Below are 25755 nucleotides of genomic sequence, written 5' to 3'. Positions count from 1 at the left end.
CCCCTTGTCAGATTATTTGTCGGCCGGCTGCCATTTATAGCCGGCGCCGCTCGCCACGACGCGGCCCGTGCCGGGAAACGGAAAATGCGGCGCGAACACGAGCTCGTGCGATTCGGCCAGCCGTTCCAGCACCGCCTGGCGCATCGCCTTGCCGAGCTTCTTGTCGGTGTCGAAGCCCATCGCCCAGCCGGGCTCGGCGAGTGACACGACGGAGCTGTGCGCGGTATCGCCGATGTCGATCAGGTGGGCATGGCCGGAGTTGATCCGATAGCCGACATGCCCCGGCGTATGGCCGAAGATCGGCACCGAGACGATGCCGGGCAGAACCGCCGTGCCCGCTTCAAACGGCCGCACCTGCGCGCGGATCGCAGCGGCGATCGGTTTGGCGCCGGCCTGCTCCTGCATCCACGCCCATTCCCGGCGCGACATGCGAATCGCGGCGTTCGGAAAGGCGGAGCGGCCGTTGGCGTCGACCAGCCCGCCGACATGATCGCCGTGCGAATGGGTGATCAGCACGTCGGTCACCTTGTCGGGCGTGATTCCTGCCATGGCGAGGCTGGCGATCAGCTTGCCCTTCGCCTTCGGGCCCAGGCCAGTGTCGATCAGCACGATATGGCCGGGAATGCCCCGCACCAGCAGGCCCGAGACGCTGAGCGGGATCGCGTCAGACGGCAGCCCGGCCTCGACCAGCACGCGCGACACGGCGGCGGGGCCAACGTCGAGGCCGAATGTCTTGCCGTCATTGGCCGATTCGAAATCGGCGTCATGGATGCTGGTGACCTTCAGCGCGCCCAGGGCGATCGTCCGCGCCTCGGGCTGGATCGGCACCGGGCCGGGGGCGGCGTAGCAAGCGGAAGCGAGCGACAGGGCGAGGGCGGCGGCGAGAGCGTTGCGCATGCGCGCTTTCAATCACAGTCCGGCTCGGGCATCCAGCCCGCCATGACGGACGATCGCGAACAAGGGGCGGTGCTCGATCCCAAATGGGACGCGAACGGGCTGATCACCGGCGTCGTGACCGACACGGCAAGCGGCGAGCTGCTGATGGTCGCGCACCTGAACGCGGAGGCACTCAAGCTGACGCTGGAGACCGGCGAAGCGCATTTCTGGTCGCGCAGCCGCGGCAGGCTCTGGAAGAAAGGCGAGACCTCGGGAAACGTCCTGCGCGTCGTCGAGGCGCGGATCGACTGCGACCAGGACGCGCTGTGGCTGAAGGTCGAGCCGGCTGGCCCGGCCTGCCACACCGGCGCGCGGAGCTGCTTTTACCGGCGGATCAAGTCGGACGGTAGCCTGTCTCCCGAGCCTCCATCCGGTTCGGCCTGAGCTTGTCGAAGGCCTCCCTTTCTTTTTGTCCGAAATCAAAGAAGAAGGGAGGGCTTCGACAAGCTCAGCCCAAACCGGAGTTTTAAGGTGATCGTTTCAGCCGTTCTTCTCGCTGCTGCTTCCGCCACGGCCGCTCAGCCCAGTCCCGCCGAACTCCGGGCCACGATTTCCAGGCTCGTCGGCTTCGGCACCCGCCACACGCTGTCCACCACCACCGATCCCAAGCGCGGCATCGGCGCGGCACGGCGCTGGGCGGCAGGGCGCTTTGGGGAGTTCTCGAAGGCGTGCGGCGGCTGCCTGGCAGTCGAGACGATCGGCGACCAGTTCACCGGCCCGCGCGCGCCGAACGGGGTGCGCGTCGAAGACGTGATCGCAATCCAGAAGGGCGCCTCCGATCCGGATCGGGTGATCATCGTCCAGGGCCATATCGACAGCCGCGTGACCGACGTGATGGACGCGACGTCCGACGCGCCCGGCGCCAATGATGACGGTTCGGGCACGGCGCTTGTGATCGAGGCGGCGCGGCTGCTGTCGAAGGAAAAATTCCCGGCGACGATCGTCTACGCGGCGCTGTCCGGCGAGGAACAGGGGTTGTGGGGCGGCAAATTGCTTGCGCGCACGGCAAAGGAGCGCGGCTGGAAGGTCGCGGCGGTGCTGAACAACGACATCGTCGGCAACACGCACGGCGTCGGCGGCGCGCATGACGACACTCATGTCCGCGTGTTCAGCGAAGGCATCCGCGCCGACGCGACGCGCGAGGACGATCTCGCCCAGCGCGCGAACGGTGGCGAGGACGATTCGCCGTCCCGCTCGCTCGCCAAGGCGATCAAGCGCGTGGCCGAGCAGGATAAAGGCCTGGATGTCATCGCAGTGCGCCGGCCCGATCGCTTCCAGCGCGGCGGCGATCACACGCCGTTTCTCGAGCTTGGCTATCCGGCAGTGCGGTTTTCCGAGGTAACCGAGAATTACGATCACCAGCACCAGACGCTTCGGACCGAGAACGGCAAATTCTACGGCGACACGATCGAAGGCGTGGACTTTCCGTACCTTGCCCGGGTGACCGCGCTGAACATGGCCGTGATCCGCGAACTGGCGAGCGCGCCGGCGGCGCCCGACAAGGTCACGATCCAGGGAGCGCTCAGTGCCGACACGACGGTGGCCTGGGCACCGGTGCCGCGCGCTGCCGGATACCGCGTGCGCTGGCGCCTCGCCGATCGGCCCGACTGGACCGATTTCAAGGACGTGCCGGCGAACGACACGTCGCTGTTCCTGAAGGACGTCAATATCGACCATCATTTCTTCGGCGTCGCCGCGCTGTCGTCCGGCGGGGCGGAAAGCATCATCACCTTCGCCGGCCCGGCCCCGCGCAAATGATCCGGGCGGTCCTTGCGGTTCTGCTGGCGGCGCTTGCCATGCCGGCCTTAGCGGAAAACGTCATTCTGCTCCGCCCCGCCCGCGTGTTCGACGGAGTCGAGCGGCAGGCGCATGACGGTTGGGCGGTGCTGGTGCGCGGCGACAGGATCGAGGCGGCGGGGCCGAACCTTGCCGCGCCGGCCGGGGCGACGGTGGTCGAGCTGCCGGGCATGACGCTGATGCCGGGCATGATCGAGGGGCATTCGCACCTGTTCCTCCACCCGTACAACGAGACGCCGTGGGACGATCAGGTGCTGCACGAGCCGCTGGCGCTGCGCACCGCGCGGGCGACGGTGTCGGCGCGCAACACGCTGATGGCGGGCTTCACGACGGTCCGCGACCTCGGCACCGAAGGCGCCGGCTATGCCGATGTGGGCCTGAAGCAGGCGATCGAGCAAGGCATCGTGCCCGGGCCGCGGATGCTGGTCGCGACACGGGCGCTGGTCGCGACCGGCGCCTATGGCCCGAAGGGCTTCGAGCCGGGCGTCGCAATCCCGCAGGGTGCCGAGGAAGCGGACGGGCCGGAGCTGGTCCAGGCCGTGCGGCGGCAAATCGGCGGCGGCGCCGACGTCGTCAAATTCTATGCCGATTACCGCTGGCGCCCGGGCGAGCCGAGCCGGCCGACATTCAGCCTCGACGAGCTGAAGGCCGGCATCGAGGCCGCGCATTCGGCCGGGCGTATCACCGCCGCGCATGCGAGCACGGCCGAAGGCATGCGCCGCGCCGCGCTCGCCGGCATCGACACGATCGAGCATGGCGACGAAGGTACGCCCGAAGTGTTCAAGCTGATGGCAGAGCGCAAAATCGCCTATTGCCCGACGCTGGCCGCCCGCGACGCGATCGCCCGTTATCGCGGCTGGAACGGGCAGGAGCCCGCCCCCGCCGGCGTGATCGAGAGCCGCAAGGCGTTCCAGATGGCGCGCACGGCCGGCGTGCCGATCTGCATGGGCGGCGATGTCGGCGTGTTCACCCACGGCGAGAATGCGCGCGAGATGGTGCTGATGAACCAGGCGGGCATGCCCGCGCCGGACGTGCTGATCGCGGCAACCTCAGGCAATGCGCGCTTCTTCCATATCGCGGGCAAATTGGGCGTGGTGAAGCCGGGGCTGCTGGCCGACCTTGTCGCCGTCGACGGTGATCCGACGCGAGACATCGGTGCAGTCAAGCACGTCCGGATGGTGATGAAGGGCGGGGTGGTGGTGCGGGTGCCTTAGCCCTCACCTGCATTCGGCCCCAAAACCGGTTTGGCCTGAGCTTGTCGAAGGCCTCCCTTCTTCTTGGCCGAGTCCGTAATAAGAAAGGAAGGGCTTCGACAAGCTCAGCCCAAACCGAGATTAAGGTGCCGGCTGGAGGTGCTCCCAAAACTCCGCCAGCACGGCCCTGTACAGTTCCTGCTTGAATGGCACGATCATCGCCGGCAGCTCATTCGGTTCCGCCCATTTCCAGGCGCGGAACTCGGGTTCCGCCGTGTCGATATGCACGTCCGCGTCGCTGCCCAGGAACCGGCACAGGAACCAGGTCTGGCGCTGGCCGCGATATTTGCCGCCCCAGAGCTTGCCCTGCAGGTCTTCTGGCAAGTCGTAATCGAGCTGCCGTGACGCGCAGGCGATGATCGCGACCAGATCGCGGGCGATGCCCGTTTCTTCCTCCAGCTCGCGGAGCGCCCCTTCCTCCGCGCTTTCGCCCGGATCAAGGCCGCCCTGCGGCATCTGCCACGCCTCGAGCGCGTTATCGAGGCGCTGGCCGACGAACACCTTGCCCTCGGCATTGAGCAGCATCACGCCGACCGCGGCGCGGTAGGGAAGATCGCTCACTCTGCCGCGGCCGCCACCGTATCCGCCCCCTGCGCCGCTTCCGCCATGACGCGGTCGGCTTCGGCCTCGTTGATCATGTCCTTCAGGATGCGGAAGCAGGCGGCGACGTCGCCGGCGCTCGACGGAATCGCCTTCCGAAGCGTGATGAAGCCGTGGATGTTGCCGACCGCCTCGCGATAGACCGTCGGCACGCCGGCGCGGATCAACTCGGCGGCATAGGCGCGGCCCTGGTCGCGGATCGGATCGAGGCTGGCAGTGATCAGCAGCGTCGGCGGCGTGCCCTCGTGCCGGTGCAGGATCGGCGTGTGCCGAATGTCGTCCTCGGTCGCGCGATACGCGTCGAAGAACCATTGCATGCCGTCGCGGGTGAGCAGGAAGCCGTCGCCGAAATCATGGAACGACTGGTATTTGGTCGCGTCGTCGACGGCCGGATAGATCGGCCATTGCACGATCACGGGCACTTCCGCCGGTCGGTCGCGCAACTGCTGGGCGGTGACGATGGTCAGATTGCCGCCCGCGCTGTCTCCGGCAAGCACCAGGCTGGCGACTTTCAGGCCCAGCTCCGCCGGACTGGTCGCAATCCAGCGCGTCGCGGCCTCGCAATCGTCGGGTGCCGCCGGGAACGGGTGTTCGGGGGCAAGGCGATAGTCGACCGCAACCACCGGCAGGTCGAGCGCGCGCGCAGCCTCTGCACAGAAACTGTCGTGCGTTTCCAGATCGCCGATCACGAAGCCGCCGCCGTGGAAGAAGACCATCACCGGGCCGGGCTGCCGCCGCTCACGCGCGTCATAGAGGCGAAGGGGAATATCGCCGCATTTCAGGTCGCGCTTGATCGCGAGTTCGCCGGCGGGCGGGTCCGCCACGTCCTTCATCGCCGCGTAGGTCGCACGCGCCTCGGGCGCGGTGACCTCGTGCATCTTCGGGCCCGGGATGTTGTTCAGGAATTCGAGGAACATCCGGACGTCGGGGCGGACATAGGGCTGGGACATGGGGCGCTCCTGTCGGTTCTGATTCGAAACCGTTCTACGTCATCCCGGCGAAAGCGGGAATCCTGATCCTCCCCTGCAATGGGAGGGGGACCGCTCGGCGAAGCCGAGTGGTGGAGGGGTGTCCCCGTCCGAGATTTATTCTGAGGCGCTGACACCCCTCCGTCGCGCTTCGCGCGCCACCTCCCCTCTAAGGGGAGGATCTGTTTGTCAGCTTGTCAGCAGCCCGTGGTTCTTCTTGCCCGCGGACACCCGCACCGGTTCGGCGCCGACGGTCACGCTCAGCGCCTCATCTTCGACCTTCTCGCCGGCAACCCGCGCGCCGCCCTGCTTGATCAGGCGCCGCGCCTCGTTCTTCGAGCCGGCGAGGCCGAGACCCACCAGCGCGTCGACGATGCCGATCGTGCCGTCCGGCACCGCCAGGCTCGGCAGCGATTCCCCGGCCGCGCCTTCCTCGAAGGTCCGGCGCGCAGTCTCCGCCGCGTCGTCCGCGGCCGCGCGGCCGCGGCACATCGCGGTCGCCTCGTTGGCGAGCACCTTTTTTGCCTCGTTGATCTCGGCGCCTTCGAGCGCTTCCAGCCGAGCGGTTTCATCCAGCGGCAGATCGGTGAACAGTCGCAGGAAGCGGCCGACGTCGCGATCGTCGGTGTTCCGCCAGAATTGCCAATAGTCGTAGGCGGAGAGCTGGTCCTCGTTCAGCCAGACCGCACCCGACATCGTCTTGCCCATCTTGCCGCCGTCCGCCGTCGTGATCAGCGGCGTGGTGACGCCGAACACCTCCGTGCCGTCGACGCGGCGCGCGAGCTCGATGCCGTTGACGATATTCCCCCACTGGTCCGACCCGCCCAGCTGCAGCCGGCAGCCGGCCCGGCGGCTGAGCTCCAGGAAGTCATAGGCCTGGAGGATCATGTAGTTGAACTCAAGGAACGACAGCGACTGCTCGCGATCGAGCCGCAGCTTCACGGAATCGAAGCTCAGCATCCGGTTGACCGAGAAATGCTGGCCGATGTCGCGCAGGAACGGGATGTACTCGAGCTTGTCGAGCCACTCGGCATTGTCGAGCATGATCGCGTCGCTGGGGCCATCGCCGAAGGTCAGGAAGCGCTCGAACACGGTCCGGATCGACGCGATGTTGGCGGCGATCGTGTCGACCGTCATCAGCTTGCGCGCTTCGTCCTTGAAGCTCGGATCGCCGACCTTCCCAGTGCCACCGCCCATCAGCACGATCGGCTTGTGCCCCGCCTGCTGCAGCCGGCGCAGCAGCATGATCTGCACCAGGCTGCCGACATGCAGCGACGGCGCTGTCGGGTCGAAGCCGATATAGCCCGGGACGACCTGCTTGCTCGCCAGCGCATCCAGCGCGGCCGCGTCGGTGACTTGGTGGATGTATCCGCGTTGGTCGAGCAGGCGGAGGAGGGGAGAGGTATAGGCGGTCATTTGCTTCGCCCTTAGCGGTAACCCGGTGCAAAGGGGAAGGGAGGGCTTCGACAGGCTCAGCCCGGACCCGACTGAGAGTCCGCGTCCAATTTCAACTCGGTTTGGGCTGAGCTTGTCGAAGCCCTCCCTTTCTTCTTTACAAGGGGCGATGACCTTCTGGGCATACATGATTCAGTGCGGCGACCGGCATTTCTATGTCGGGCATACGAATGATCTTGAGCAGCGCATGGGCGAGCACCAGGCTGGCACCTTTCGTGGATACACGAGCACGAGGCACCCGTTACATCTGGTTTGGTCGCAAGAGTTTCCGTCGCGGTACGAAGCCGTGGAAGCTGAGCGGAAATTGAAGGGATGGGGTCGGGCGAAAAAACTCGCTTTGATACGGGGTGATTGGGCGTTGATTTCGGCACTGGCGCGGGGGAAGCAAAAAGAAGGGAGGGCTTCGACAAGCTCAGCCCAAACCGAGGGGGTTGTGAGGCCGGAGCCTTGCTTCCTTCACCCCCACTCCGCCCAGCTCCCCTCAGAACCCTTTAGCCTGGAAGCCTCGGTCCGCCGCGCGCGTGGCTACCTGCGGCTCCGCTATCGTCTTGCCGGTGACCTCGACACTCTCAGCATCCCGGCGCGCGCCGGGCCTGCCCGGCGCGATAACCTTTGGCAGCACACCTGTTTCGAAGCCTTTGTCGCAACGGGCGCCGGCTATCTGGAATTCAACTTTTCGCCCTCGACCGAATGGGCGGCATATCGCTTCTCCGGCTACCGCGAGGGCATGGAGCAGCTGGACATTCCCACGCCCAAACTCCGGGTATCGCGCACCGACCAGGCGCTGGAGCTGACCGTCGAAGTGGCGTTGCCGGAACCCGCCACCCGCCTCGGCCTGTCCGCCGTGGTCGAAGAAATCTCCGGCACCAAATCCTATTGGGCCCTCCGCCACCCGCCGGGCGACAAGCCCGATTTCCATCATCCGGATTGCTTTGCGCTCGAACTGCCGCCACCAACCGACGCATGAAAATCGGTATCGATCGGCTGCTCGCCGACCCAGACCTGCGTGCCCCGCTCGAAGGCAAGCGCGTCGCGCTGTTGGCGCATCCGGCCTCGGTCACTGCGGATCTGACGCATTCGCTCGACGCGCTGGTCGCGGCGGGTGTGAACGTGACTGCGATGTTCGGGCCGCAGCATGGCGTGCGCGGCGATCTTCAGGACAATATGATGGAGTCGCCGGACTTCACCGATCCGGTCTACGGCATCCCGGTGTTCAGCCTCTACGGCGAGGTGCGGCGGCCGACCGGCCAGTCGATGCACACGTTCGACGTGATGCTGGTCGACTTGCAGGATTTGGGCTGCCGCATCTACACCTTCATCACGACGCTGCGTTACGTGCTCGAGGCTGCCGCCGAGCATGGCAAAACGGTGTGGGTGCTTGACCGGCCCAATCCCGCCGGACGGCCGATCGAGGGGCTGACGCTCCGCGAGGGCTGGGAAAGCTTCGTCGGCGCCGGGCCGATGCCGATGCGGCACGGGCTGACCCTCGGCGAGCTGGGGCGCTGGTTCATCGACCGGCTGAAGCTCGATGTCGATTACAAGGTGATCGAAATGCGCGGCTGGCGGCCGGGGGCGGAGCCCGGCTTCGGCTGGCCGCTTGAGGAGCGGGTGTGGATCAACCCGAGCCCCAATGCGCCCAACATCAACATGGCGCGCGCCTATGCCGGCACCGTGATGCTGGAAGGCACGACCCTGTCGGAAGGACGCGGCACCACGCGGCCGCTGGAGCTGTTCGGCGCCCCCGACATCGACGCGAAGGCGGTGATCGCCGAAATGCGCCGCCTCGCGCCCGAATGGCTGGACGGATGCGCGCTCCGCGAAATCTGGTTCGAGCCGACCTTTCACAAACATGCGAAGACGCTCTGCAACGGCGTCCACATTCATGCCGAGGGACGGTTCTACGACCACCAGGCCTTCAGGCCGTGGCGGCTGCAGGCGCTTGGCTTCAAGGCGATCCGGGGCCTTTATCCGGATTACCCGCTGTGGCGCGATTTCCCGTATGAATATGAATTCGGCAAGCTCGCGATCGACGTGATCAACGGTTCGCCGCTGCTGCGCGAGTGGGTCGACGATGCCGCCGCCGCTCCCGGCGATCTCGATGCGATCACGCGGCCGGACGAACAGGCCTGGGAAGAGGCGCGGCGGCCCTTCCTTCTCTACTGAGAGCTGGAGTTAAGCCCCGCGAAACGTGCTGGAATCCGGACGAACGGCGCCACAAAAATATTCGCGAATCGGGCTGTGGGAATTAACCATCATTTTACGATTGCGGGGCAGCATGGAAAACCTGGAGCGGTCGGGGAATCGCTTCATGAGCGCCGGGGAGAGGGTCGCTGTGGAATCGAACGTCCGTTACTATGCGCGTCGCGCTGCTTACGAAGCCAATGCCGCTGCCAAGGCAGTGACGCCGGAGGCTGCGATCCGCCGCCAGGCGCTGGCCGAAATGTTCGCGCGCAAGGCGCAGGAACTCTGCGCCTGATCTGACCGCGCGGTTGGCGGCGCGCTCTCGCGCCGCTATTGCCGCGCCATGGCCAAGCAGCGCGCCGACCAGCTCCTCGTCGATCGCGCGCTTGCCGAAAGCCGCACCCGCGCGCAGGCGCTGATCCTCGCCGGCCTCGTCTTCTCCGGAGACCGGCGCATCGACAAACCCGGACAGACTCTTGCCCACGACGCGCCGATCGAGGTGCGCGGCCGCGACCATCCCTGGGTCTCGCGCGGCGGCATCAAGCTTGCGCACGCGCTGGACCATTTCGGCTGGGGCGTGGCGGGCGCGGTCGCGATGGACGTGGGCTCGTCGACCGGCGGCTTCACCGATGTGCTGCTGACGCGCGGCGCGATCCGCGTCTATGCGGTCGACAGCGGCACCAACCAGCTCGCCTGGAAGCTGCGCCAGGACTCCCGCGTGGTCGTGCTGGAGCAATTGAGCGCGCGGCTGCTGACGCCGGCGCATATTCCCGAGGCGGTCAATCTGATCGTTTGCGATGCGAGCTTCATCGGTCTCGCCAAGGTGCTGGAAGTGCCGCTGACCTTTGCCGGCCCGGATGCGCGGCTGCTGGCGCTGATCAAGCCGCAGTTCGAGGCCGGGCGCGACGAAGTCGGCAAGGGCGGCGTGGTGCGCGATCCCGCCGTGCACGCGCGCGTCTGTAGCGAGGTCGCGGAATGGGTTTCGGCGCAGGGCTGGCGCGTGGCGGGGATCGTCGAGAGCCCGATCACCGGACCGGAGGGCAATATCGAGTTCCTGATCGCGGCGGAGCGCGGCTGACGCCGCTCGTCGAACCGCCACGCGGCTGGTCGAAAGTTGCACGCGCGCAACGGCTTGCGCGTCATGGTACGGTGATGCGCGTCCTGATCTGCTCTGCCGCCGCCGCCCTCCTGTGCTCGACCTCGGCGTTCGCGCAGCGCACGACCGACAACGCGACCACGCAGTCGAAAGACGCGTTCGGGAAAAAGGTCGGCGACGAGCAGATCGGGATCTACAATCCGTTCGACGTGCGCGGCTTTTCCGCCGTCGACGCGGGCAACACCCGGATCGAAGGGCTCTATTTCCAGCAGGAGGCGAACCCGACCGACCGGCTGATCGAGGGGTCGACGATGCGGGTCGGCATCTCGGCCCAGGGCTATCCGTTTCCGGCGCCGACCGGCATCGCCGATTATTCGCTGCGCAAGCCCGGCGACAAGACGCTGGCGAGCGTGGTGCTGCGCTATGGGCCGTTCGATGCGCAGGTCGGCCAGCTCGACCTATCGCTTCCGATCGACGGCAGCAAGCTCGGCGTCCAGGCGGGCGTCGGCTATTACAACGACAACCAGCATTTCGGCGGCACCCCGCATTATCTGTCGATGGGCGTCACTCCGGTCTGGCGCCCGGCCGAAGGCGTCGAGATCATCCCGTTCTGGAGCTCGATCCAGACCCGTTCGCAGGAAGCGCAGACGCTGGTCTTCACCGCGGGCGATTATCTGCCGCCGCGCGTCAAGCGGGTCGTGTTCGCTGGGCAGCCCTGGGCGATCTATCAAGGAAACGCCTGGAACACCGGGCTGATCGCGAAGGCGCCGGTGGCGGGCTTCGACATTGCGGCGGGGGTGTTCCGGTCGGTCAGCCACGACGCGCGCAATGCGATCGACCTGCTGCTGGGCGTGACGCCGGACGGCAACGCCGCAAACCGGCTGGTGATCGTCGATTCCGGAGACGTGTTCGCCGCCACGTCGGGCGAGCTGCGCGTGTCCCGCAATTTCGATGAGGGCAAGCGCCGCCACAGCTTCATCGCGACGGTCCGTGCGCGCGACCAGCGGCGGCGCTATGGCGGCTCGGACCCGATCTCCCTCGGCCCGACGGTCTGGGGTGAGGTGGATTACAAGCCGCGGCCGGAGTTCAGCTTCGGCGAGAAGACGCGCGACCATGTCCGGCAGACGACGTTCGGTATCGGCTATCAGCTGAAGTGGCTGGATGTCGGCGAGTTCGGAATCGGGGTGCAGAAGACCGACTATAGCAAGGACGTCCTGACCCCGGCCGGGCCGCTGCCGGAGTCGAAGTCTTCGCCCTGGCTGCTGAACGCCAACGCCGCGATCGAAGTGACGCGCGCAGTCGCAATCTATGCCAGCTATGCGCGCGGCCTGGAGGAAAGTCCGGTCGCGTCGGAAATCGCCGTCAACCGCAACGAAGCGCCGCCAGCGATCCTGACCGAGCAGAAGGATGCGGGGGTGCGCTGGGCCGTCACCGACAATCTCTCGGCGATCGCGGGCGTGTTCGAAATCACCAAGCCCTATTTCAACCTCGACAGCGTCAATCGCTTCCGCCAGCTCGGCGAGCTTCGGCATCGAGGCGTCGAGCTGTCGGTCGCAGGCCAGGTCGCCCCAGGGCTGAACATCGTCGCCGGCACGCTGTTCCTCGATGCGCAAGTGACCGGCGAGCTGGTCGACAGCGGCGCGATGGGACGCAAGCCCGTCGCCTCGATCGAGCGGCACAGCATCGCGAGCATCGACTACCGCTTCCCCGACAGCCCGTTCTCGGTCGACGCGTTCCTGGAAGAGACCGGCCGGCGGGTCGCCAACGCCGCCAACACGCTCTACGTGCCGCCGCGCGCGGTGCTTGCGATCGGCGGGCGCTACCGGTTCAAGATCGGCAAGTCGAACGCGCTGATCCGCGCCCAGGTCGGCAATATCTTCAACAACTATGGCTATGGCGTCGGCGGCAGCGGCTTCTTCGTCTACAACCAGCCGCGCCGGCTGAGCGTGACGTTGACCACGGATATCTAGCGTTCGTCGCCCGAAGCTTTGACTCTCCCGCCCCGGTCGCTACGGAGCCGCGCAAACCGGACGGAGGTACGAGTGGGGGAAATCGCGTCGCGTTCGCAGATCGGGTTTTCGCTTTTCAGGCGCGCCGTCGTCACCATCCCGCTGGTGCTGCTGCTCGGCATTCTGTCGGGCAGGCTGGCGGGGTCGGGATACGACAACAGCTGGTTCGCGGTGCTGCGCAAGCCCGCGGCGATGCCGCCGGGCGCCGCGTTCGGCCTCGCCTGGACGCTGCTCTACATCCTCCAGGGCCTCGCGCTGGCGATCGTGCTGAACGCGCGCGGCAATCGGCTGCGGGGCCTCGCGGCCCTGCTGTTTGTGGTCCAGCTTGCGCTCAATCTCTGCTGGTCTCCGCTGTTCTTCGCGATGCACCAGGTGACGGCCGCGTTCTGGCTGATCGTCGGCATCTTCGTCGCCGCAGCCGCGACGACCGTGGTGTTCGGCCAGGTCCGCACGGCCGCCGCCTGGCTGATGGTGCCCTATCTCGCCTGGCTCTGCTTCGCCGCCGCGCTCAATCACGATATCCGCCGCCTGAACCCGGATGCGGAACGGCTTGTCCCGGGCAGTCTCAACACCCAGATAGGCGACTGACCAGGAGCGACCATGCAGACCGAGAACCGTTTCTTTGACGATTTCGCCAAGATGCTGAACGGCGTCGCCGGCACCTTTGCCGGCATGGGCCGCGAGGCGGAGAGCTCGTTTAAGGAGCGGATGCGCGAATGGATCGGCGGCATGGATTTCGTCAGCCGTGACGAATTCGAGGCGGTGAAGGCGATGGCCGCGGCCGCCCGCGACGAGGCGGATGCGCTGCGTGCCCGCGTGGACGCGCTTGAGGCGGCGGGGCCCGGCGGCAAGCAGCCGCCCAAGATTTGACCACAACCTGTCCCATTTCAATCCACAGCTTTATGAACTCGCCCACAGCGGGCCGCTTGTCGCGCACACGCTGCACTGCGATCATGCAGCGCAACAAACGGTCGCGACCGGGGAACGGCCATGATGACGCTTGAAGACTTCGAAGAAGCCGAAGGTGAATCGGCCGCTCCCATCGAAATGCTGGAGAATTACTTCTCCGCGCATGGCTGGGCGTACGACCGCAATGCCGACGACGAGATCGTCGCCAACGTCAAAGGCAGCTGGACCGAGTATGAGCTGCGCGGCGTCTGGCGCGACGAAGACCGGGTGCTGCAGTTCCTGGCCCTCCCCGACATCAAGGTGCCGGAAGAAAAGCGGAGCGCGATCTACGAAGCGATCGGGCTGGTCAACGAGCAGCTCTGGATCGGCCATTTCGAGCTGTGGTCGGCCAGCGGCATCCTGCTCTTCCGCCATGCCGCGCTTCTGGAAGGCGACGAGCCGGCGATGTCGCTCACTCAGACCGAGACGCTGATCGAATCCGCGATCGACGAATGCGAACGCTATTACCCGGTGTTCCAGTTCGTGCTGTGGGGCGGCAAGACCCCGCGCGAAGCGATCGCCGCGGCCCTGATCGAGACTCAGGGCGAGGCGTAAATCACCCTCTCCCATCGGGAGAGGGCGACTCGCGGCTCTGCCGCGAGCGGGGTGAGGGGGACCGGAGCGGAAAGTTACTCCCCGAGCACCACGACGCGGTTCCGGCCCTCGCGCTTGGCGCGATAGAGGGCCTGGTCGGCGGTGCGGAGCATCTGGCGGCCGTTTTCCTTCGGGCCGAGCGAGGCGACGCCGGCCGAAAAGCTGACCTGGCCGATCGGCTCGCCGCTCTGCTTGGCGACAAGCCGGCGCTCTTCCAGATCAGCGCGCACCTCGTTGACGATCCGCGCCGCCGCTTCGGCGGTCGATGCTTCGAACAGCATCACGAATTCCTCGCCGCCATGCCGCGCGACGAAGCAATTGTTGCCGGACGCGGACGCGAGCCGCTGGGCGACGAACTTCAGGATGCGATCGCCGACATCGTGGCCGTGCGTGTCGTTGATGACCTTGAAATGATCGATATCGCAAAAGGCGAGCGCGAGCGGCTTGCCGGTCTCGCGCGCCTGCGCGACCGCGCGGCGGAGCTTGTTTTCGAACGCGCGACGATTGGCGAGCCCGGTCAGCGCATCGCTTTCCGCGATCCGGCGCGCCTCGGCCAAGCTGCCGCGCAGCTGGGTCATCTGCTTGCCGGCGTCGCGAAGCTGCTGCTCGGCCGCCTTGGTCCGCTCGATCATCGAGCTGGTCAGCTGCACCAGCGCCTTGACCGCGCCTTCGCTGTCGTCGCCCTGCAGGTCGGCGACCTTGCTTTCCAGCGCCTGGCCATAGGCCTTGGCATCGGCTCCCGATTGCTTGGCGAGGCCGGCGATGTCGCTGAGCCCCGCCTGTGCCTTGTCGACCAGGTTCGCCAGGAATTCGGCCGACATATCGGTGCGGACTTCGGCCAGGATCAGGTCGGCGGCTTCGGCGGTCAGCAGGCCTTCGCGCACGATCGCGCGATCGACCGCGTCGACCAGCCGCCGGTCGGTTTCGAGGACATAGCCGTAGACAAGCTCGTAGTGCGGCGGCGTCGGCTCGAGCAGGTTCTGCTGAAGGAACGCGCCGACGCGCTGGAATATGGACGGTTCCTGGCCGCTCTGGTCCGGCTCCAGCACGTCTTCCTCGCGGTTGCCGAACCAGCTTTTCACCGCCTGGGTCAGGCGGTTGCCGCGCTGGCGGGCGTCGTCACGCGCGGCGCTCCGGCGATCCCGGCCCGGAATGCCGTCGACAGAAACCAGACGTGCGGAGGATGATGCGTCGCTCATGCGATATTGAACGGCAGCGCGGCGATTTTCTTGACCGTCCGATACGAAAAAATTGAGGCGCAATTTCCGGTTGCGCGGTAGGCGGTGGGGCATGGACGCAAAGCTTTCGAATTTGGGGCCGATCTGGCTGGTCGGGTGCGGCAACATGGCCGGCGCGATGCTGCGCTGCTGGCTGAAAGCGGGGCTGCCGCCGGAGTCGGTGACGGTGATCCGGCCAAGCGGCGTTGCGCCGGCGCCTGGCGTGCGGGCCGTGCGCGAGATGCCCAAGGGCGAGGCGTCGCCGCGCATCCTGCTGCTTGGGGTCAAGCCGCAGAAGCTGGTCGAGGTCGCCGACGCCGTCGCCGCGGCTGTCGGTCCCGAGACGATGCTGGTGTCGATCCTGGCGGGCACCGAGCTCGACACGCTGCGCGGGCGATTCCCGCAGGCGGGCACGGTCGTGCGGGCGATGCCGAACACGCCGGTCGCGCTCGGCCGCGGCGTCGTCGCGCTTTACGGAGATGCCGGCGCACGGGCGGCGGAGCTGGAAACGCTGATGCGTCCGCTGGGACTTGCCGAGTGGGCCGCGGACGAGGCGCAGTTCGGGCAGATGACCGCGCTCGCCGGATGCGGGCCGGCCTTCCTGTTCCGCTTCATCGATGCGGTGGCGGCGGCCGGGATCGCGCTCGGCCTGCCCGCGGACCAGGCGCTGCGCCTCGCGACCGCGATGGTGGACGGGGCGGCGGGACTCGCGGCGGGCTCCGACGAAAGCCCTGCCGTGCTCGCCGATCGGGTCGCCAGCCCCGGCGGCATGACCCGCAAAGGGCTGGACGTGCTGGACGAGGGCGGCGCGCTGCGCGCGCTGATGACGCGCACGCTGGCGGCAGCCGAGCGGCGCGGCCGCGAGATGGCCGCGGAAACGCGCTAGCCCAGCCCTTCGAGCACCGTCCAGAAGCCGCCGACCGCCTGCTGCCCCGCCTGGGCGTAGGCGGACGCCATGCGCGCGCGTATCGCTTCGAACAGCTCGGCTTCCAGCGCCTTGCCGCTCTCCGTCAGCCGAAGGAGCCGCTGGCGGCGATCGTCGCGCCCGACCCGCACCTCGACCAGGCCGCGTTCCGTCAGCTCGTTCAGCACGCGGTTCAAGGACTGTTTGGTTATGCCGAGCCGGGCGAGCAGCGCGCCGACGGTCAGGTCCGGCTGACGACCGATGAAATAGAGCACGCGCTGATGGGCGCGGCCAAGCTTTGCGTCGGCGAGAATGGGGCCGATCGCACGGGCAAGTTCGGCTTGCCCCGCAAACATCAGCTCGAGCCCACGCCGCACCTCGGCTTCGCGCAGGAACAGGGCAGTCGGGAAGCTTGCCATTGCGCTCGCCATGCCATTCGCCCTAGGCGGTCTGCAACCTGCGAGGGGACCGATGAGCCTGACGTTCGAGTTTCAGCCCAATGCCGCGCCGCTGGCGACCGGAGAGCGCGACGCGCTGCTCGCCGATCCCGGCTTCGGCCGCGTCTTCACCGATCACATGGCGGTGGTGCGCTATACCGAAGGCCAGGGCTGGCATTCGGCCCGGATTCAGGCGCGCGAGCCGATCGCGACCGATCCGGCCTCGTCGGTGCTCCACTACGCGCAGGAGATTTTTGAAGGGCTGAAGGCTTATCGCCAGCCCGATGGCGGCGTCGCCCTGTTCCGCCCGGACGCCAATGCGCGCCGCCTCAGGCAATCGGCAAAGCGGATGGCGATGCCGGAGCTCCCGGAGGAAGTTTTCATCGACTCCGTCCGCGCGCTTGTCCGCACCGACAGGGACTGGGTGCCAAGCATCCCTAACGGCGCGCTCTATCTGCGCCCATTCGTGTTCGCGAGCGAAGTGTTCCTGGGGGTGAAGCCTTCGTCCGAATATATCTATGCGGTGATCGCCTCGGCGGTCGGCTCCTACTGGAAGGGCGGGGTGAAGGCGATCTCCCTCTGGGCATCGCAGAGCTACACCCGCGCGGCTCCGGGCGGGACGGGCGCCGCCAAGTGCGGCGGCAACTACGCCGCCAGCCTGATCGCGCTTGCCGAAGCGGGCCGCCAGGGGTGCGAGCAGGTCGTGTTCCTCGACGCGGTCGAGCGCCGCTGGGTCGAGGAACTGGGCGGCATGAACATCTTCTTCGTGTTCGCCGACGGCACGCTGCGCACGCCGCCGCTGGGCGGCACGATCCTGGCCGGGATCACGCGCGACTCCCTGATCCGCCTCGCGCGCGACCAGGGGCTGACGGTCGAGGAAGCGCCCTATGGAATCGATCAGTGGCAGGAAGACGCGAAAAGCGGCCGGCTGGTCGAGGCGTTCGCCTGCGGCACCGCGGCGGTGGTGACGCCGATCGGGCGCGTGAAGGGCGAAGGCTTCGACGTGACGATCGGCACCGGCGGCACCGGCCAGCTGACCGAAAGCCTGCGCCGCCAGCTCACCGACATCCAGTTCGGCCGCGCCCCGGACCCGCACGGCTGGATGATGCGCGTCGCCTGACGGCTTTTAGGGGTTTTCGCGCGCCCAGCCGCCGCTATAGAGGCGCCCGCCTGCTGGGGCGTCGCCAAGTGGTAAGGCACCGGTTTTTGGTACCGGCATTCGCAGGTTCGAATCCTGCCGCCCCAGCCAGGCTATAGGCGCTAATGCCGGTTCGCCGCCGAGCGCCGCATGGCGCCAAATCAGTAGCGGCGGAGCAGGCCGGCAAGGCAGCCCTGCACACGAACCCGGTTCGGATCGTAACGCTGCGGATCATAGGCACGATTGGCCGGATCGAGGCGGATCATCGCACCTTCGCGCCGGAAATATTTGAGCGTTGCTTCATTTTCGTCGACCAGCGCGACGACGATTTGCCCGTCGCGCGCGGTCTCGGCGCGGCGGATCAGCGCGTAATCCCCATCGAGAATCCCGGCCTCGACCATCGAATCGCCGGCGACCTCCAGCGCGTAATGCTCGCCGGGGCCGAGCAGCGCGGCGGGTACGGACAGATTGCTCTGCCCCTCGATCGCCTCGATCGGCGCGCCGGCGGCGATGCGGCCGTGCAGCGGGATTTCGAGGACATTCTCGTTCGCGGCGACAGGCACCGGCACCTTCGCGAGCGACGACGCAGGCGCGACCTTGCGCTCCTGCCGCTCGGGCATTTTCAGCACCTCGAGCGCGCGGGCGCGGTTCGGCAGCCGGCGGATGAATTGGCGTTCCTCCAGCGCGGAGATCAGGCGGTGCACGCCCGATTTGGACTTCAGGTCCAACGCGTCCTTCATTTCCTCGAACGAGGGCGAGACGCCGCTTTCGGCCAGCCGATCATGGATGAAGCAGAGCAGTTCATGTTGCTTGCGCGTCAGCATCGCGGCCCCTCCGCCTAGAACGAATACGGAACGTTTATGGCGCAAGCCCACAGCGGTCAAGCGATAATCAGAACATCCGCGAACATCCCCGGTTCAGCCGCAGGCGCATGCGGCTGCCGCACCAGCAGCACGTCGGCGTGGGCGAGCGCCGGCAGCGCGCCGCTGTCCTGGGCGGCGAGCGGACGGACGGTGCCGTCGACGATCGCTGCGCGGAGGAAATCGAGGCGCGGGCCATTGGCGGCAACGGGTGCGCCGAGCGGCAGGCGGACGGTGCGGGGCAGGGGATCGGCGGCCCCGCCCAGCGCCGCGATCAGGGGCCTCAGGAACAGCAGCGCCGTCACGAACGCCGAGACCGGGTTGCCGGGCAGCCCGAGCACCACGCAGTCGCCGAGGCGCCCGGCCATCAGCGGCTTGCCGGGCTTCATCGCGACCCGCCAGAAGTCGATCCGCGCGCCGGCCGCTTCGAGCGCGGGCCGGACCAGATCGTGATCGCCGACCGAGGCGCCGCCGGTCGTGACCAGGATGTCCGCGCCCGCCGCCGCCTGGATCAGGGACCTCTGGATCAGGTCCAGATCGTCCCGGACCGGGGCGTGGCACTGGAGATGGGCGGGTTCCGCGGCGAGCAAAGCGGCCAGCATCGGCGCGTTCGATTCATGGATCTGCCCGGGGCCCAAGGGCGCGCCGGCCAGGGCAAGCTCGTCGCCGGTCGAGAGGATCGCGACGCGTGCGCGGCGCCGCACCGGCAGCACGGCATGGCCCGCCATCGCGGCGAGACCGATCCGGGCCGGCGTAAGGCGCTCCCCTGCGCCCAGCACCGTTGCTCCGGTCGTGAAGTTCGCGCCCTTCCGGCGGACATGCGCGCCTTTCGCCGGCGGACCGTCGCCGGTCAGCCGCAGCGCATCGCCGTCCCGCGCGGCGTCTTCCTGGACCAGGATCGTGTCGGCGCCGGCGGGAAGAGGGGCGCCGGTGAAAATGCGCGCCGCCTCGCCGGGGCCGATCGCGCATGCCGGCATGGTTCCGGCAGCAATGTCCTGCACCACCGTCCACGGGCCGGGACGATCGCCGAAACGGATCGCATAGCCGTCCATCGCCGAGAGATCGGCGAACGGATGATCGACGCAGGCCGGGATGTCGGCGGCAAGCCAGCGGCCGGCCGCCTCGCCGAGCGGCGCCTGCTCGACGGGCAGTGGTTCGGCGAGCGCGAACAGCCGCGCCTGCGCTTCATCAAGGGGCAGAAGGTCCGACACGCCCGCTGCATGGCACAGCGGCGGGGGCGGAGAACAGCGTTTGCGTCAGGCCCCGAACAGGCCGACCTGAGGGCCAAGCTGGCGGTGGATCACCGTCGGCGGCACGTCGGCGATCTTGCGGCGGCCATGCCAGAGCTCGGCGCCGAAGCCGTTCGGGACGGTCCGCGCCTTGCGCACCGCCGTCAGGTCGTCCAGCGCTTCGACATCCTCGGGCGCGACATGCTGCCCGTCGGAACCCAGGTGATACAGTCGATACCAGCTCATCGGAGCCCCGCAATCCTACTCTGAACGCGAAAACGCGGACGGGGGCGGCAGGGTTCCTGGCAAACTTGCTGATCTGGATCAGCAGCGATGCGGCTGGCCCGGACGGTAGGCGCATACGATGTTCGGCGCGAGCTCGTCTTCGCTGAACCAGGCCGGCTTCAGCTGACCACGCGCGAACAGCGGCGCCTGGTCGGCGTAATGGCGCGAGTCCGGATGCGAGGTCGCCGCGCCGAACTGGTGGATGCTTTGCGCGTGCACCGTGCCGGCTTTGTCCCAGGTGACGAGCATGATGTAGCTGTCGCCCAGATTGCCGAACAGCCGGCCGTCGTCCGCCCAATCGGTGTAGATCGCGCGAAGCGCACCCGGGCCGCCGGTCAGCGGCAAATCCAGCGTGCCGCGGCGCAGGCGGACAAGGCTGGTCAGCGGCGGGTCGAGGCGTCCGAACGCGGCGGTCAGATGCTTCACGGCCTCCGCCAGCGTCGCGCGGGGCGGCGGCGGCGTGCGGTTGCTGTAGATCGCGCGCATCCCGAATTTCACCACAAGAAAGGCCAGCGCGTCCGCGCTGCCGCGGCCGTCCAGCGTCCCGTCCCAGGTGCGGAGCAGCGCCTGGGCGCGCGCGAGATCGGGGCTGCCGCGCAGATCGAGCTGCAGCGCCGCATCGACATAATGCCGCTCGTTCGAGCGCGGATCATAGCCGGTGTCCATCTTGACGTGCCACAGATCGTCCGCGCTGACCCTGGGCAGAGCGGAGAGCAGGCTGATGCCGCGAAGCGCGCGGTTGGTGACGTTCTCCTCGATGCCGAGCAGCGGCGAATAGGCCTCGCGCTTCAGGTTCGATCCGTCCTGGGTCGCGAGCCACGGCGAGTTATTGGCATTCACCACGAACCCGCTGGCCGGACTGACAAGCTGCGGCGCGGCGTCGAACGGAAGCTGGCGCCGCCAGACGTCGCGGTTGGTGTCACCGGGCAGGATGCCGCGCCAGTCGAACCCCGGCGCCCGCTCCGGAAAGCGCGCATTGTAGAAAAGGCCGATCCGGCCGGTCGCGTCGGCATAGACGAAGTTCGTCGCCGGCACCGCGGCCATCCGCATCGCGGCGATCCATTCGCCATAGTTCCTGGCCTTGGTGAGCCGGTAATATTGCTCGACCTGCCGGATCTCGCCGATGCTGCCATAGCGGATCGCGAACGCGCCCGCCTTGTTGACGATCACCGGGCCCTGGATCGCGCGATAGACGGTCTTGCGCACCGGCAGCACGAACGGGCCGAAGCGCACCCACAGCCACACGCCCTGTCTTCCGAGCGGCCGCGTGCCGCCGTCGAAGCGATAGGATCGGCCGCCATCGGTCAGCGTCAGCCGATAGACATCGATCAGGTCCGGCCGGTTGACCGTGTTCGCCCAGCCGAGCGTGCGGTTATGGCCGGTCAGCGGAAACGGCGCGATCGGAAACAGGCCGCCGGCCATGTCCAGCCCTTCGTCACTGGTCACATGCGCTTCGTACCAGGCGACCGGACCGGTCCAGGGCTGGTGCGAGTTGAGGAGCAGGCGGGTGGCACCGTCCGCCGAGCGGCTCGGCGCGACGGCAAAGGCGTTCGATCCCTTGTCGGTGCCCAGGTTGGAATCGTTCGGCAGCGGCTCGTTCTGGACGAGCGCGCCCAGCGTATGGTCGAGGCCGAAGAAGAAGGGAGAGGTGAGCGCGAACCCGGCGACGATATCCTTGCCGGTGATCGGGAACAGGCCGGGCAAATGGCGTTCGCCGGGATGGCGCGCGGCATAGAGATTGACGCCGTCCGCATAGGCCTCGACGACCTTGCGGACCTGCGGCGACAGCTTCGTTTCATAGCCGCGATCGACGTCGGCGCGGACGCCAAGCAGGTGATAGGCATAGTCCTGCGCGGCGCCCTTCGCGCCGGTCAGCTCGCCCAGCCGCCCGCGCGTGCCGGCAAGCACCTGCTCCAGCGTGACGAAATCATCCTCCGACTGCGCCCAGCCGAGCCCGAACGCGGCAGCGGCATCGGTGCGCCCCTTCACATGCGGCACGCCCCAGCGATCGCGCCGGATCAGCACCTCGTAGCAGCCGGCCGGCTCGGGGACGGTCTCAAGGCGCGCGCGCAGCGGGGAAAAGGCGATCACGTCCGCCGCCGCCACCGCAGCAACCACCACCACGCCGCCGAGCGTCCATTTCCACCAGCTTTTCATGCGGTCAGGCCTGCCTTGCCTTCTGCATCCCGCCCGCGATGCGGCGGGCGAGGGTGCGCGGCGTGAAGCGGATCGATTCCGCCATGATGGTGTTGAAGGCGCCCGAAATCTTGACCGCCTGGTTGTGCTCCAGCGCGGCGAGCCCGTCGCGCACCACTGCGTCGGACGAGCTGGCGAACCGCTTGAACAGCTCGCTGTCGCCCATGCCCGCGATATCGGCGAACTCGGTCCGCGTCGGCCCCGGGCACAGCGCCGCGACCTTCACGCCGTGCGCCCGCACTTCCTCTCGTGCAAAGCTTCCGAAAAGCTCAGCACGAACGCCTTGGTCGCGTAATAGACGGCCATCCACGGCCCCGGCTGGAAGGCGGCGGTCGAGGCGACGTTCAGGATGCCGCCGCGCCGCCGCTCGATCATGCCCGGCAGCACCCGGTGGCACAGGTCGGTCAGCGCCGTGCAGTTGAGCGCGATCATCCGCTTCTGCTCGTCCAGCCCGAGCTCCGCGAACGCGCCGCGCGCGCCGAAGCCGGCATTGTTGATCAGCGTGTCGATGCGCAGCCCCCGCTCCGCGACTTCGGCCATCAGCGTCTCGCCCGCATCGGGCGCGGCAAGGTCGAGCGCGATCGTCTTCACCGAGACACCATTGCCCGACGTCAGCTCCACCGCCAGCTCCGCCAGCCGTTCCTGCCGCCGCGCGACCAGCAGCAGGTCGTGCTTGCGCGCCGCCAGCGCCCGCGCGAATCCCTCGCCCAGGCCCGACGACGCGCCGGTGACCAGAGTCACGTCCATGGTCGATCCCCCCTTGTTCATCCCTCGTGAAGCTTCCCGCGCCTAAGCTCGCCGATCAAGTTGTTTCGGGGTCGCGCATGCGTGTTCTGCTTGCTTTTTTGCCGCTGGCGCTTGGCGGCTGCCTGGTCCGCACCGCCGCCGACGTGGTGACGATGCCGGTAAAAGCGGTCGGCTGGACCGCCGACAAGCTGACCACCAGCCAGTCCGAAGCCGACGAAAAGCGCGGCCGCGAGCTCCGCAAGGAAGACGAGCGCCGCGCGAAGGAAGAGAAGCGCCGCGAGCGCGAGGAGCGTCGGGACGAGCGCACGCCCTACTGATCACCCCCCACTCGGTTTGGCCTCAGCCCGAACCGGCTTTGGGCATCAGCATCGCCTTGACCCTCCGCCCGCCTTTGTGCACGTGGCGTCGGCCGTGCCCGACACCCGCGCCCCCAGCTTCCAGGACCTGATCCTTCGCCTCCACGCCTACTGGAGCGAACAGGGCTGCCTGATCCTCCAGCCCTATGACATGGAAATGGGCGCCGGCACCTTCCACACCGCGACCACCTTGCGCGCGCTCGGCCCCGATCCGTGGAACGCCGCCTTCGTCCAGCCCTGCCGCCGCCCGACCGACGGCCGCTATGGCGAAAATCCGAACCGGCTGCAGCATTATTACCAGTATCAGGTGATCCTGAAGCCCAGCCCGCCAAACCTGCAGGACCTGTATCTCGGCAGCCTGAAGGCGATCGGCCTCGATCTGCTGAAGCACGACATCCGCTTCGTCGAGGACGATTGGGAATCGCCCACGCTCGGCGCCTGGGGCCTCGGCTGGGAAGTCTGGTGCGACGGCATGGAAGTCACCCAGTTCACTTACTTCCAGCAAATGGGCGGCTTCGACTGCAAGCCGGTCGCCGGCGAGCTCACCTACGGGCTCGAGCGGCTGGCGATGTACATCCAGAATGTCGATCGGGTGTACGATCTCGACTTCAACGGCCGCGGTGTCACCTATGGCGACGTGTTCCTCGAAAACGAGATCGAGATGTCGACCTGGAATTTCGAGGTCGCGAACACCGAGGCGCTGTTCGACGGCTTCCGCAAGGCCGCCGCGGAATGCGAATCCTGCCTCGACCGCAAGCTCCCGATCCCCGCCTATGAACAGGCGATCAAGGCCAGCCACATCTTCAACCTGCTGCAAGCCCGCGGCGTCATCTCCGTCGCCGAACGCCAGGCCTATATCGGCCGCGTCCGCGACCTCGCCAAAGGCGCCTGCGCCGCCTGGATGGAAAAGAACGGATGGGCGGCGTGAGCGGCCTTCAAGATCCTCCCCGGGACGGGGAGGGGGACCGCGGCGCGAAGCACCGTGGTGGAGGGGGCACGTCACGCTCGCTGCGGCGCCCCGAAGTGTACGATGCACGCAAGGCGAGACGGGAAATGAGCCTGCCCGAAGTGCTCCTGTGGCAGCGCCTAAAGGGTTCGCCTCTTGGAATTTCCTTCCGCAAGCAGCACCCGATCGGTGCTTACCGAGCGGACTTCTATTGTGCCTCCGCAAAGCTTGTGATCGAGGTGGATGGCATTTCTCATGATATGGGCAACCGGCCTGGCCGCGACGCATTGCGAACCGAGCGGCTGGGGAACGAAGGATACAGCGTCATTCGCATTCTCGCGTCCGACGTGTTGCGCGATCCAGATGCGGCCGCCGACTCCCTTATCGCCTTTGCATCGAACCCCCCTCCACCGTCCCTTCGGGACGGTCCCCCTCCCCGCGAGCGGGGAGGATCGTGATGCCTGATTTCCTCCTCGAGCTCCTGTCCGAAGAAATTCCCGCGCGGATGCAGCCGCGGGCGCGGGACGATCTGGCGCGGCTGTTCGAGGCCGAGATCGCCAAGGCCGGCCTGAAAGCGGAAGCGATCGAGACCTTCTCGACCCCCCGCCGCCTCGCGCTGATCGCCCGCAATCTCCCCGACCAGACCGAAGCCGTTCGCGACGAGCTCAAAGGCCCGCGAACCTCCGCCCCGCCCCAGGCGCTCGAAGGGTTCCTGCGCAAGACCGGCCTCACCCAGGACCAGCTCACCGAACGCGATGGCGTCTATTACGCCGTGATCGACAAGCCCGGCCGCGCCACCTCGAACGTGCTCGCCGAAGCGATCCCCGCGCTCATCCGCGCCTTCCCCTGGCCCAAGTCGATGCGCTGGGGCGCCGCCTCCGCCTCGACCGAAAGCCTGCGCTGGGTCCGCCCGCTGCACGGCATCGTCGCCCTGCTCGGCGGCGAGATCGTACCCTTCGAAATCGACGGCATCGAAAGTGGCGCGGAAACGGTCGGCCACCGCTTCCACCATCCCGGCCGCATCACGATCGGCAGCGCCGACGATTACGCGGCAAAGCTCCGCGCCTGCCACGTCCTCGTCGACCATCAGGAACGCGAGACGATCATCGCCGAGGGCGCCGGCACGATCGCCGCCCAGGCCGGCCTCACCCTCGTCCGCGATGAAGCCCTGCTCCGCGAAAATGCCGGCCTCACCGAATGGCCGGTGCCGCTGCTGGGCAGCTTCGACCCCTCCTTCCTGGAAGTCCCGCCCGAGGTGATCCAGCTCACCATGGCGACCAACCAGAAATATTTCGCGCTTTTAGCTCCTCCCCGTTCCGGGGAGGATCAATTAGCCCCCGCCTTCATCTGCACCGCGAACGTCGAGCCCCGCGACGGCGGCGCGACGATCGTCGCCGGCAACCAGAAAGTCCTCGCCGCTCGCCTGTCGGACGCGAAATTCTTCTGGGAACACGACCTGAAAGTCCCGCTGGAGGACCAGGCGAAGAAGCTCGACCAGATCGTCTTCCACGAAAAGCTCGGCACGGTGGCCGACAAGGTCGACCGCGTCGCCAAGCTCGCGCGGTGGTTGGTGGAAGAAGGCATAATCAAATCCTCCCCGGAA

The 25755-nt window shown here is 67.5% G+C and carries 29 protein-coding genes and 1 tRNA gene; 18 read left to right on the top strand and 12 right to left on the bottom strand.

The window, feature by feature from the left end; translation table 11 throughout:
• Window positions 1-12: 12 nt before the first annotated feature.
• A complete protein-coding gene (locus tag SCH01S_RS09180) occupies window positions 13-897 on the bottom strand; it encodes an MBL fold metallo-hydrolase (protein ID WP_046348506.1) in 885 nt (294 codons plus the stop codon).
• 42 nt (window positions 898-939) lie between these two features.
• Between SCH01S_RS09180 and hisI the strand changes: the two genes are divergently transcribed.
• The 3 genes from hisI (at window position 940) to SCH01S_RS09165 (ending at window position 3947) form a co-directional block, all read left to right on the top strand.
• Entirely contained in the window at window positions 940-1320 is a 381-nt protein-coding gene (hisI, locus tag SCH01S_RS09175; RefSeq protein ID WP_046348505.1) for a phosphoribosyl-AMP cyclohydrolase, read from the top strand.
• A gap of 90 nt (window positions 1321-1410) precedes the next feature.
• A complete protein-coding gene (locus SCH01S_RS09170; RefSeq protein WP_046348532.1) occupies window positions 1411-2694 on the top strand; it encodes a M28 family metallopeptidase in 1284 nt (427 codons plus the stop codon).
• Window positions 2691-3947 (top strand): metal-dependent hydrolase family protein, encoded by a 1257-nt coding sequence (locus SCH01S_RS09165; protein WP_046348504.1) that lies wholly within the window; start codon window positions 2691-2693, stop codon window positions 3945-3947. The genes SCH01S_RS09170 and SCH01S_RS09165 overlap by 4 nt, the downstream gene beginning before the upstream one ends.
• Window positions 3948-4067: 120 nt before the next feature.
• Here SCH01S_RS09165 and SCH01S_RS09160 read toward each other — a convergent pair whose 3' ends face one another.
• From SCH01S_RS09160 to tyrS, 3 genes are all read right to left on the bottom strand, one after another.
• Complete coding sequence (locus SCH01S_RS09160) at window positions 4068-4547, bottom strand: RNA pyrophosphohydrolase (protein WP_084689484.1); 480 nt, start codon at window positions 4545-4547, stop codon at window positions 4068-4070.
• Complete coding sequence (locus tag SCH01S_RS09155; RefSeq protein WP_046348503.1) at window positions 4544-5536, bottom strand: alpha/beta hydrolase; 993 nt, start codon at window positions 5534-5536, stop codon at window positions 4544-4546. The genes SCH01S_RS09160 and SCH01S_RS09155 overlap by 4 nt, the downstream gene beginning before the upstream one ends.
• Window positions 5537-5743: 207 nt before the next feature.
• Window positions 5744-6970, bottom strand: a complete 1227-nt coding sequence (gene tyrS / locus SCH01S_RS09150; RefSeq protein WP_046348502.1) for a tyrosine--tRNA ligase — start codon at window positions 6968-6970, stop codon at window positions 5744-5746.
• A gap of 148 nt (window positions 6971-7118) precedes the next feature.
• Here tyrS and SCH01S_RS16970 point away from each other — a divergent pair, with 148 nt between their 5' ends.
• The 8 genes from SCH01S_RS16970 to SCH01S_RS09110 all read left to right on the top strand — a co-directional run bounded on the left by SCH01S_RS16970 (window position 7119) and on the right by SCH01S_RS09110 (window position 13798).
• Window positions 7119-7976: a GIY-YIG nuclease family protein gene (locus SCH01S_RS16970; RefSeq protein WP_217995430.1), complete on the top strand. Its 858-nt coding sequence runs from the start codon at window positions 7119-7121 to the stop codon at window positions 7974-7976.
• Complete coding sequence (locus SCH01S_RS09140) at window positions 7973-9172, top strand: exo-beta-N-acetylmuramidase NamZ family protein (RefSeq protein ID WP_046348500.1); 1200 nt, start codon at window positions 7973-7975, stop codon at window positions 9170-9172. Before SCH01S_RS16970 ends, SCH01S_RS09140 begins: the two co-directional genes overlap by 4 nt.
• A 145-nt stretch (window positions 9173-9317) precedes the next feature.
• Window positions 9318-9485 carry a hypothetical protein gene (locus SCH01S_RS09135; RefSeq protein ID WP_157032879.1) on the top strand — a complete coding sequence of 56 codons (168 nt, stop codon included), beginning with the start codon at window positions 9318-9320 and terminating at the stop codon, window positions 9483-9485.
• 48 nt (window positions 9486-9533) lie between these two features.
• Window positions 9534-10268 carry a TlyA family RNA methyltransferase gene (locus tag SCH01S_RS09130; RefSeq protein WP_046348498.1) on the top strand — a complete coding sequence of 245 codons (735 nt, stop codon included), beginning with the start codon at window positions 9534-9536 and terminating at the stop codon, window positions 10266-10268.
• A 74-nt stretch (window positions 10269-10342) separates the two neighbouring features.
• Window positions 10343-12256, top strand: a complete 1914-nt coding sequence (locus SCH01S_RS09125; protein WP_046348497.1) for a TonB-dependent receptor domain-containing protein — start codon at window positions 10343-10345, stop codon at window positions 12254-12256.
• A gap of 72 nt (window positions 12257-12328) precedes the next feature.
• Window positions 12329-12883: a TspO/MBR family protein gene (locus SCH01S_RS09120; protein WP_046348496.1), complete on the top strand. Its 555-nt coding sequence runs from the start codon at window positions 12329-12331 to the stop codon at window positions 12881-12883.
• Window positions 12884-12895: 12 nt separating this feature from the next.
• Window positions 12896-13165 carry an accessory factor UbiK family protein gene (locus SCH01S_RS09115; protein ID WP_046348495.1) on the top strand — a complete coding sequence of 90 codons (270 nt, stop codon included), beginning with the start codon at window positions 12896-12898 and terminating at the stop codon, window positions 13163-13165.
• Between the two features lie 120 nt (window positions 13166-13285).
• Entirely contained in the window at window positions 13286-13798 is a 513-nt protein-coding gene (locus tag SCH01S_RS09110; protein WP_046348494.1) for a type III secretion system chaperone family protein, read from the top strand.
• Window positions 13799-13872: 74 nt separating this feature from the next.
• Here the strand turns inward: SCH01S_RS09110 and SCH01S_RS09105 are convergent, their stop codons facing one another.
• Complete coding sequence (locus tag SCH01S_RS09105; protein WP_169746380.1) at window positions 13873-15036, bottom strand: GGDEF domain-containing protein; 1164 nt, start codon at window positions 15034-15036, stop codon at window positions 13873-13875.
• A gap of 91 nt (window positions 15037-15127) precedes the next feature.
• On the opposite strand from SCH01S_RS09105, the gene SCH01S_RS09100 reads away from it, so the two are divergent.
• The gene (locus SCH01S_RS09100; protein WP_046348493.1) at window positions 15128-15940 is read left to right on the top strand and encodes a pyrroline-5-carboxylate reductase family protein; all 813 of its coding nucleotides are present in this window, start codon (window positions 15128-15130) and stop codon (window positions 15938-15940) included.
• On the opposite strand, the gene SCH01S_RS09095 is transcribed toward SCH01S_RS09100, so the two are convergent.
• On the bottom strand, window positions 15937-16389 hold the full coding sequence (locus tag SCH01S_RS09095; RefSeq protein WP_046348492.1) for a MarR family transcriptional regulator: 453 nt from the start codon (window positions 16387-16389) through the stop codon (window positions 15937-15939). The genes SCH01S_RS09100 and SCH01S_RS09095 overlap by 4 nt on opposite strands.
• A gap of 40 nt (window positions 16390-16429) precedes the next feature.
• On the opposite strand from SCH01S_RS09095, the gene SCH01S_RS09090 reads away from it, so the two are divergent.
• On the top strand, window positions 16430-17515 hold the full coding sequence (locus SCH01S_RS09090; RefSeq protein WP_245612214.1) for a branched-chain amino acid aminotransferase: 1086 nt from the start codon (window positions 16430-16432) through the stop codon (window positions 17513-17515).
• Between the two features lie 54 nt (window positions 17516-17569).
• Window positions 17570-17644: transfer RNA gene (locus tag SCH01S_RS09085), tRNA-Gln, on the top strand.
• 50 nt (window positions 17645-17694) lie between these two features.
• Here the strand turns inward: SCH01S_RS09085 and lexA are convergent.
• The 6 genes from lexA to SCH01S_RS09060 form a co-directional block, all read right to left on the bottom strand.
• Entirely contained in the window at window positions 17695-18357 is a 663-nt protein-coding gene (lexA, locus tag SCH01S_RS09080) for a transcriptional repressor LexA (RefSeq protein WP_046348490.1), read from the bottom strand.
• 56 nt (window positions 18358-18413) lie between these two features.
• Complete coding sequence (locus tag SCH01S_RS09075) at window positions 18414-19604, bottom strand: molybdopterin molybdotransferase MoeA (RefSeq protein WP_046348489.1); 1191 nt, start codon at window positions 19602-19604, stop codon at window positions 18414-18416.
• Window positions 19605-19649: 45 nt separating this feature from the next.
• The gene (locus SCH01S_RS09070; RefSeq protein ID WP_046348488.1) at window positions 19650-19868 is read right to left on the bottom strand and encodes a hypothetical protein; all 219 of its coding nucleotides are present in this window, start codon (window positions 19866-19868) and stop codon (window positions 19650-19652) included.
• Between the two features lie 78 nt (window positions 19869-19946).
• Window positions 19947-22064, bottom strand: a complete 2118-nt coding sequence (locus SCH01S_RS09065) for a penicillin acylase family protein (protein ID WP_046348487.1) — start codon at window positions 22062-22064, stop codon at window positions 19947-19949.
• A 4-nt stretch (window positions 22065-22068) separates the two neighbouring features.
• Window positions 22069-22344 (bottom strand): SDR family oxidoreductase, encoded by a 276-nt coding sequence (locus tag SCH01S_RS17170; RefSeq protein WP_245612213.1) that lies wholly within the window; start codon window positions 22342-22344, stop codon window positions 22069-22071.
• Window positions 22326-22850: an SDR family NAD(P)-dependent oxidoreductase gene (locus tag SCH01S_RS09060; RefSeq protein WP_245612212.1), complete on the bottom strand. Its 525-nt coding sequence runs from the start codon at window positions 22848-22850 to the stop codon at window positions 22326-22328. The genes SCH01S_RS17170 and SCH01S_RS09060 overlap by 19 nt, the downstream gene beginning before the upstream one ends.
• Window positions 22851-22927: 77 nt before the next feature.
• Between SCH01S_RS09060 and SCH01S_RS09055 the strand changes: the two genes are divergently transcribed.
• From SCH01S_RS09055 to glyS, 4 genes are all read left to right on the top strand, one after another.
• Window positions 22928-23167 carry a hypothetical protein gene (locus tag SCH01S_RS09055; protein WP_046348486.1) on the top strand — a complete coding sequence of 80 codons (240 nt, stop codon included), beginning with the start codon at window positions 22928-22930 and terminating at the stop codon, window positions 23165-23167.
• Between the two features lie 94 nt (window positions 23168-23261).
• A complete protein-coding gene (locus SCH01S_RS09050) occupies window positions 23262-24134 on the top strand; it encodes a glycine--tRNA ligase subunit alpha (RefSeq protein WP_245612211.1) in 873 nt (290 codons plus the stop codon).
• Window positions 24135-24259: 125 nt separating this feature from the next.
• Window positions 24260-24610, top strand: coding sequence for an endonuclease domain-containing protein (locus SCH01S_RS16135; protein WP_245612210.1), 351 nt, complete (start codon window positions 24260-24262; stop codon window positions 24608-24610).
• Window positions 24610-25755 (top strand): glycine--tRNA ligase subunit beta (gene glyS / locus SCH01S_RS09045; RefSeq protein WP_046348485.1); only part of this gene is annotated, 1146 nt, incomplete at its 3' end. The genes SCH01S_RS16135 and glyS, both read left to right, overlap by 1 nt.

Source organism: Sphingomonas changbaiensis NBRC 104936 (assembly GCF_000974765.1).
Classification (GTDB): domain Bacteria; phylum Pseudomonadota; class Alphaproteobacteria; order Sphingomonadales; family Sphingomonadaceae; genus Sphingomonas_B; species Sphingomonas_B changbaiensis.
Note: the sequence above shows the minus strand (reverse complement) of the source record. Positions and strands in the feature narration are given on the sequence as shown.

Excerpts from the sequence above, each read along its gene's own strand:
- SCH01S_RS09180 (WP_046348506.1), bottom strand. The coding sequence starts at position 897 with ATGCGCAACGCTCTCGCCGCCGCCCTCGCCCTGTCGCTCGCTTCCGCT.
- hisI (WP_046348505.1), top strand. The coding sequence starts at position 940 with ATGACGGACGATCGCGAACAAGGGGCGGTGCTCGATCCCAAATGGGAC.
- SCH01S_RS09165 (WP_046348504.1), top strand. The coding sequence starts at position 2,691 with ATGATCCGGGCGGTCCTTGCGGTTCTGCTGGCGGCGCTTGCCATGCCG.
- SCH01S_RS09155 (WP_046348503.1), bottom strand. The coding sequence starts at position 5,536 with ATGTCCCAGCCCTATGTCCGCCCCGACGTCCGGATGTTCCTCGAATTC.
- tyrS (WP_046348502.1), bottom strand. The coding sequence starts at position 6,970 with ATGACCGCCTATACCTCTCCCCTCCTCCGCCTGCTCGACCAACGCGGA.
- SCH01S_RS16970 (WP_217995430.1), top strand. The coding sequence starts at position 7,119 with ATGACCTTCTGGGCATACATGATTCAGTGCGGCGACCGGCATTTCTAT.
- SCH01S_RS09140 (WP_046348500.1), top strand. The coding sequence starts at position 7,973 with ATGAAAATCGGTATCGATCGGCTGCTCGCCGACCCAGACCTGCGTGCC.
- SCH01S_RS09135 (WP_157032879.1), top strand. The coding sequence starts at position 9,318 with ATGAGCGCCGGGGAGAGGGTCGCTGTGGAATCGAACGTCCGTTACTAT.
- SCH01S_RS09130 (WP_046348498.1), top strand. The coding sequence starts at position 9,534 with ATGGCCAAGCAGCGCGCCGACCAGCTCCTCGTCGATCGCGCGCTTGCC.
- SCH01S_RS09125 (WP_046348497.1), top strand. The coding sequence starts at position 10,343 with ATGCGCGTCCTGATCTGCTCTGCCGCCGCCGCCCTCCTGTGCTCGACC.
- SCH01S_RS09115 (WP_046348495.1), top strand. The coding sequence starts at position 12,896 with ATGCAGACCGAGAACCGTTTCTTTGACGATTTCGCCAAGATGCTGAAC.
- SCH01S_RS09110 (WP_046348494.1), top strand. The coding sequence starts at position 13,286 with ATGATGACGCTTGAAGACTTCGAAGAAGCCGAAGGTGAATCGGCCGCT.
- SCH01S_RS09105 (WP_169746380.1), bottom strand. The coding sequence starts at position 15,036 with ATGAGCGACGCATCATCCTCCGCACGTCTGGTTTCTGTCGACGGCATT.
- SCH01S_RS09100 (WP_046348493.1), top strand. The coding sequence starts at position 15,128 with ATGGACGCAAAGCTTTCGAATTTGGGGCCGATCTGGCTGGTCGGGTGC.
- SCH01S_RS09095 (WP_046348492.1), bottom strand. The coding sequence starts at position 16,389 with ATGGCGAGCGCAATGGCAAGCTTCCCGACTGCCCTGTTCCTGCGCGAA.
- SCH01S_RS09090 (WP_245612214.1), top strand. The coding sequence starts at position 16,430 with ATGAGCCTGACGTTCGAGTTTCAGCCCAATGCCGCGCCGCTGGCGACC.
- lexA (WP_046348490.1), bottom strand. The coding sequence starts at position 18,357 with ATGCTGACGCGCAAGCAACATGAACTGCTCTGCTTCATCCATGATCGG.
- SCH01S_RS09070 (WP_046348488.1), bottom strand. The coding sequence starts at position 19,868 with ATGAGCTGGTATCGACTGTATCACCTGGGTTCCGACGGGCAGCATGTC.
- SCH01S_RS09065 (WP_046348487.1), bottom strand. The coding sequence starts at position 22,064 with ATGAAAAGCTGGTGGAAATGGACGCTCGGCGGCGTGGTGGTGGTTGCT.
- SCH01S_RS09060 (WP_245612212.1), bottom strand. The coding sequence starts at position 22,850 with ATGGACGTGACTCTGGTCACCGGCGCGTCGTCGGGCCTGGGCGAGGGA.
- SCH01S_RS09055 (WP_046348486.1), top strand. The coding sequence starts at position 22,928 with ATGCGTGTTCTGCTTGCTTTTTTGCCGCTGGCGCTTGGCGGCTGCCTG.
- SCH01S_RS16135 (WP_245612210.1), top strand. The coding sequence starts at position 24,260 with ATGAGCCTGCCCGAAGTGCTCCTGTGGCAGCGCCTAAAGGGTTCGCCT.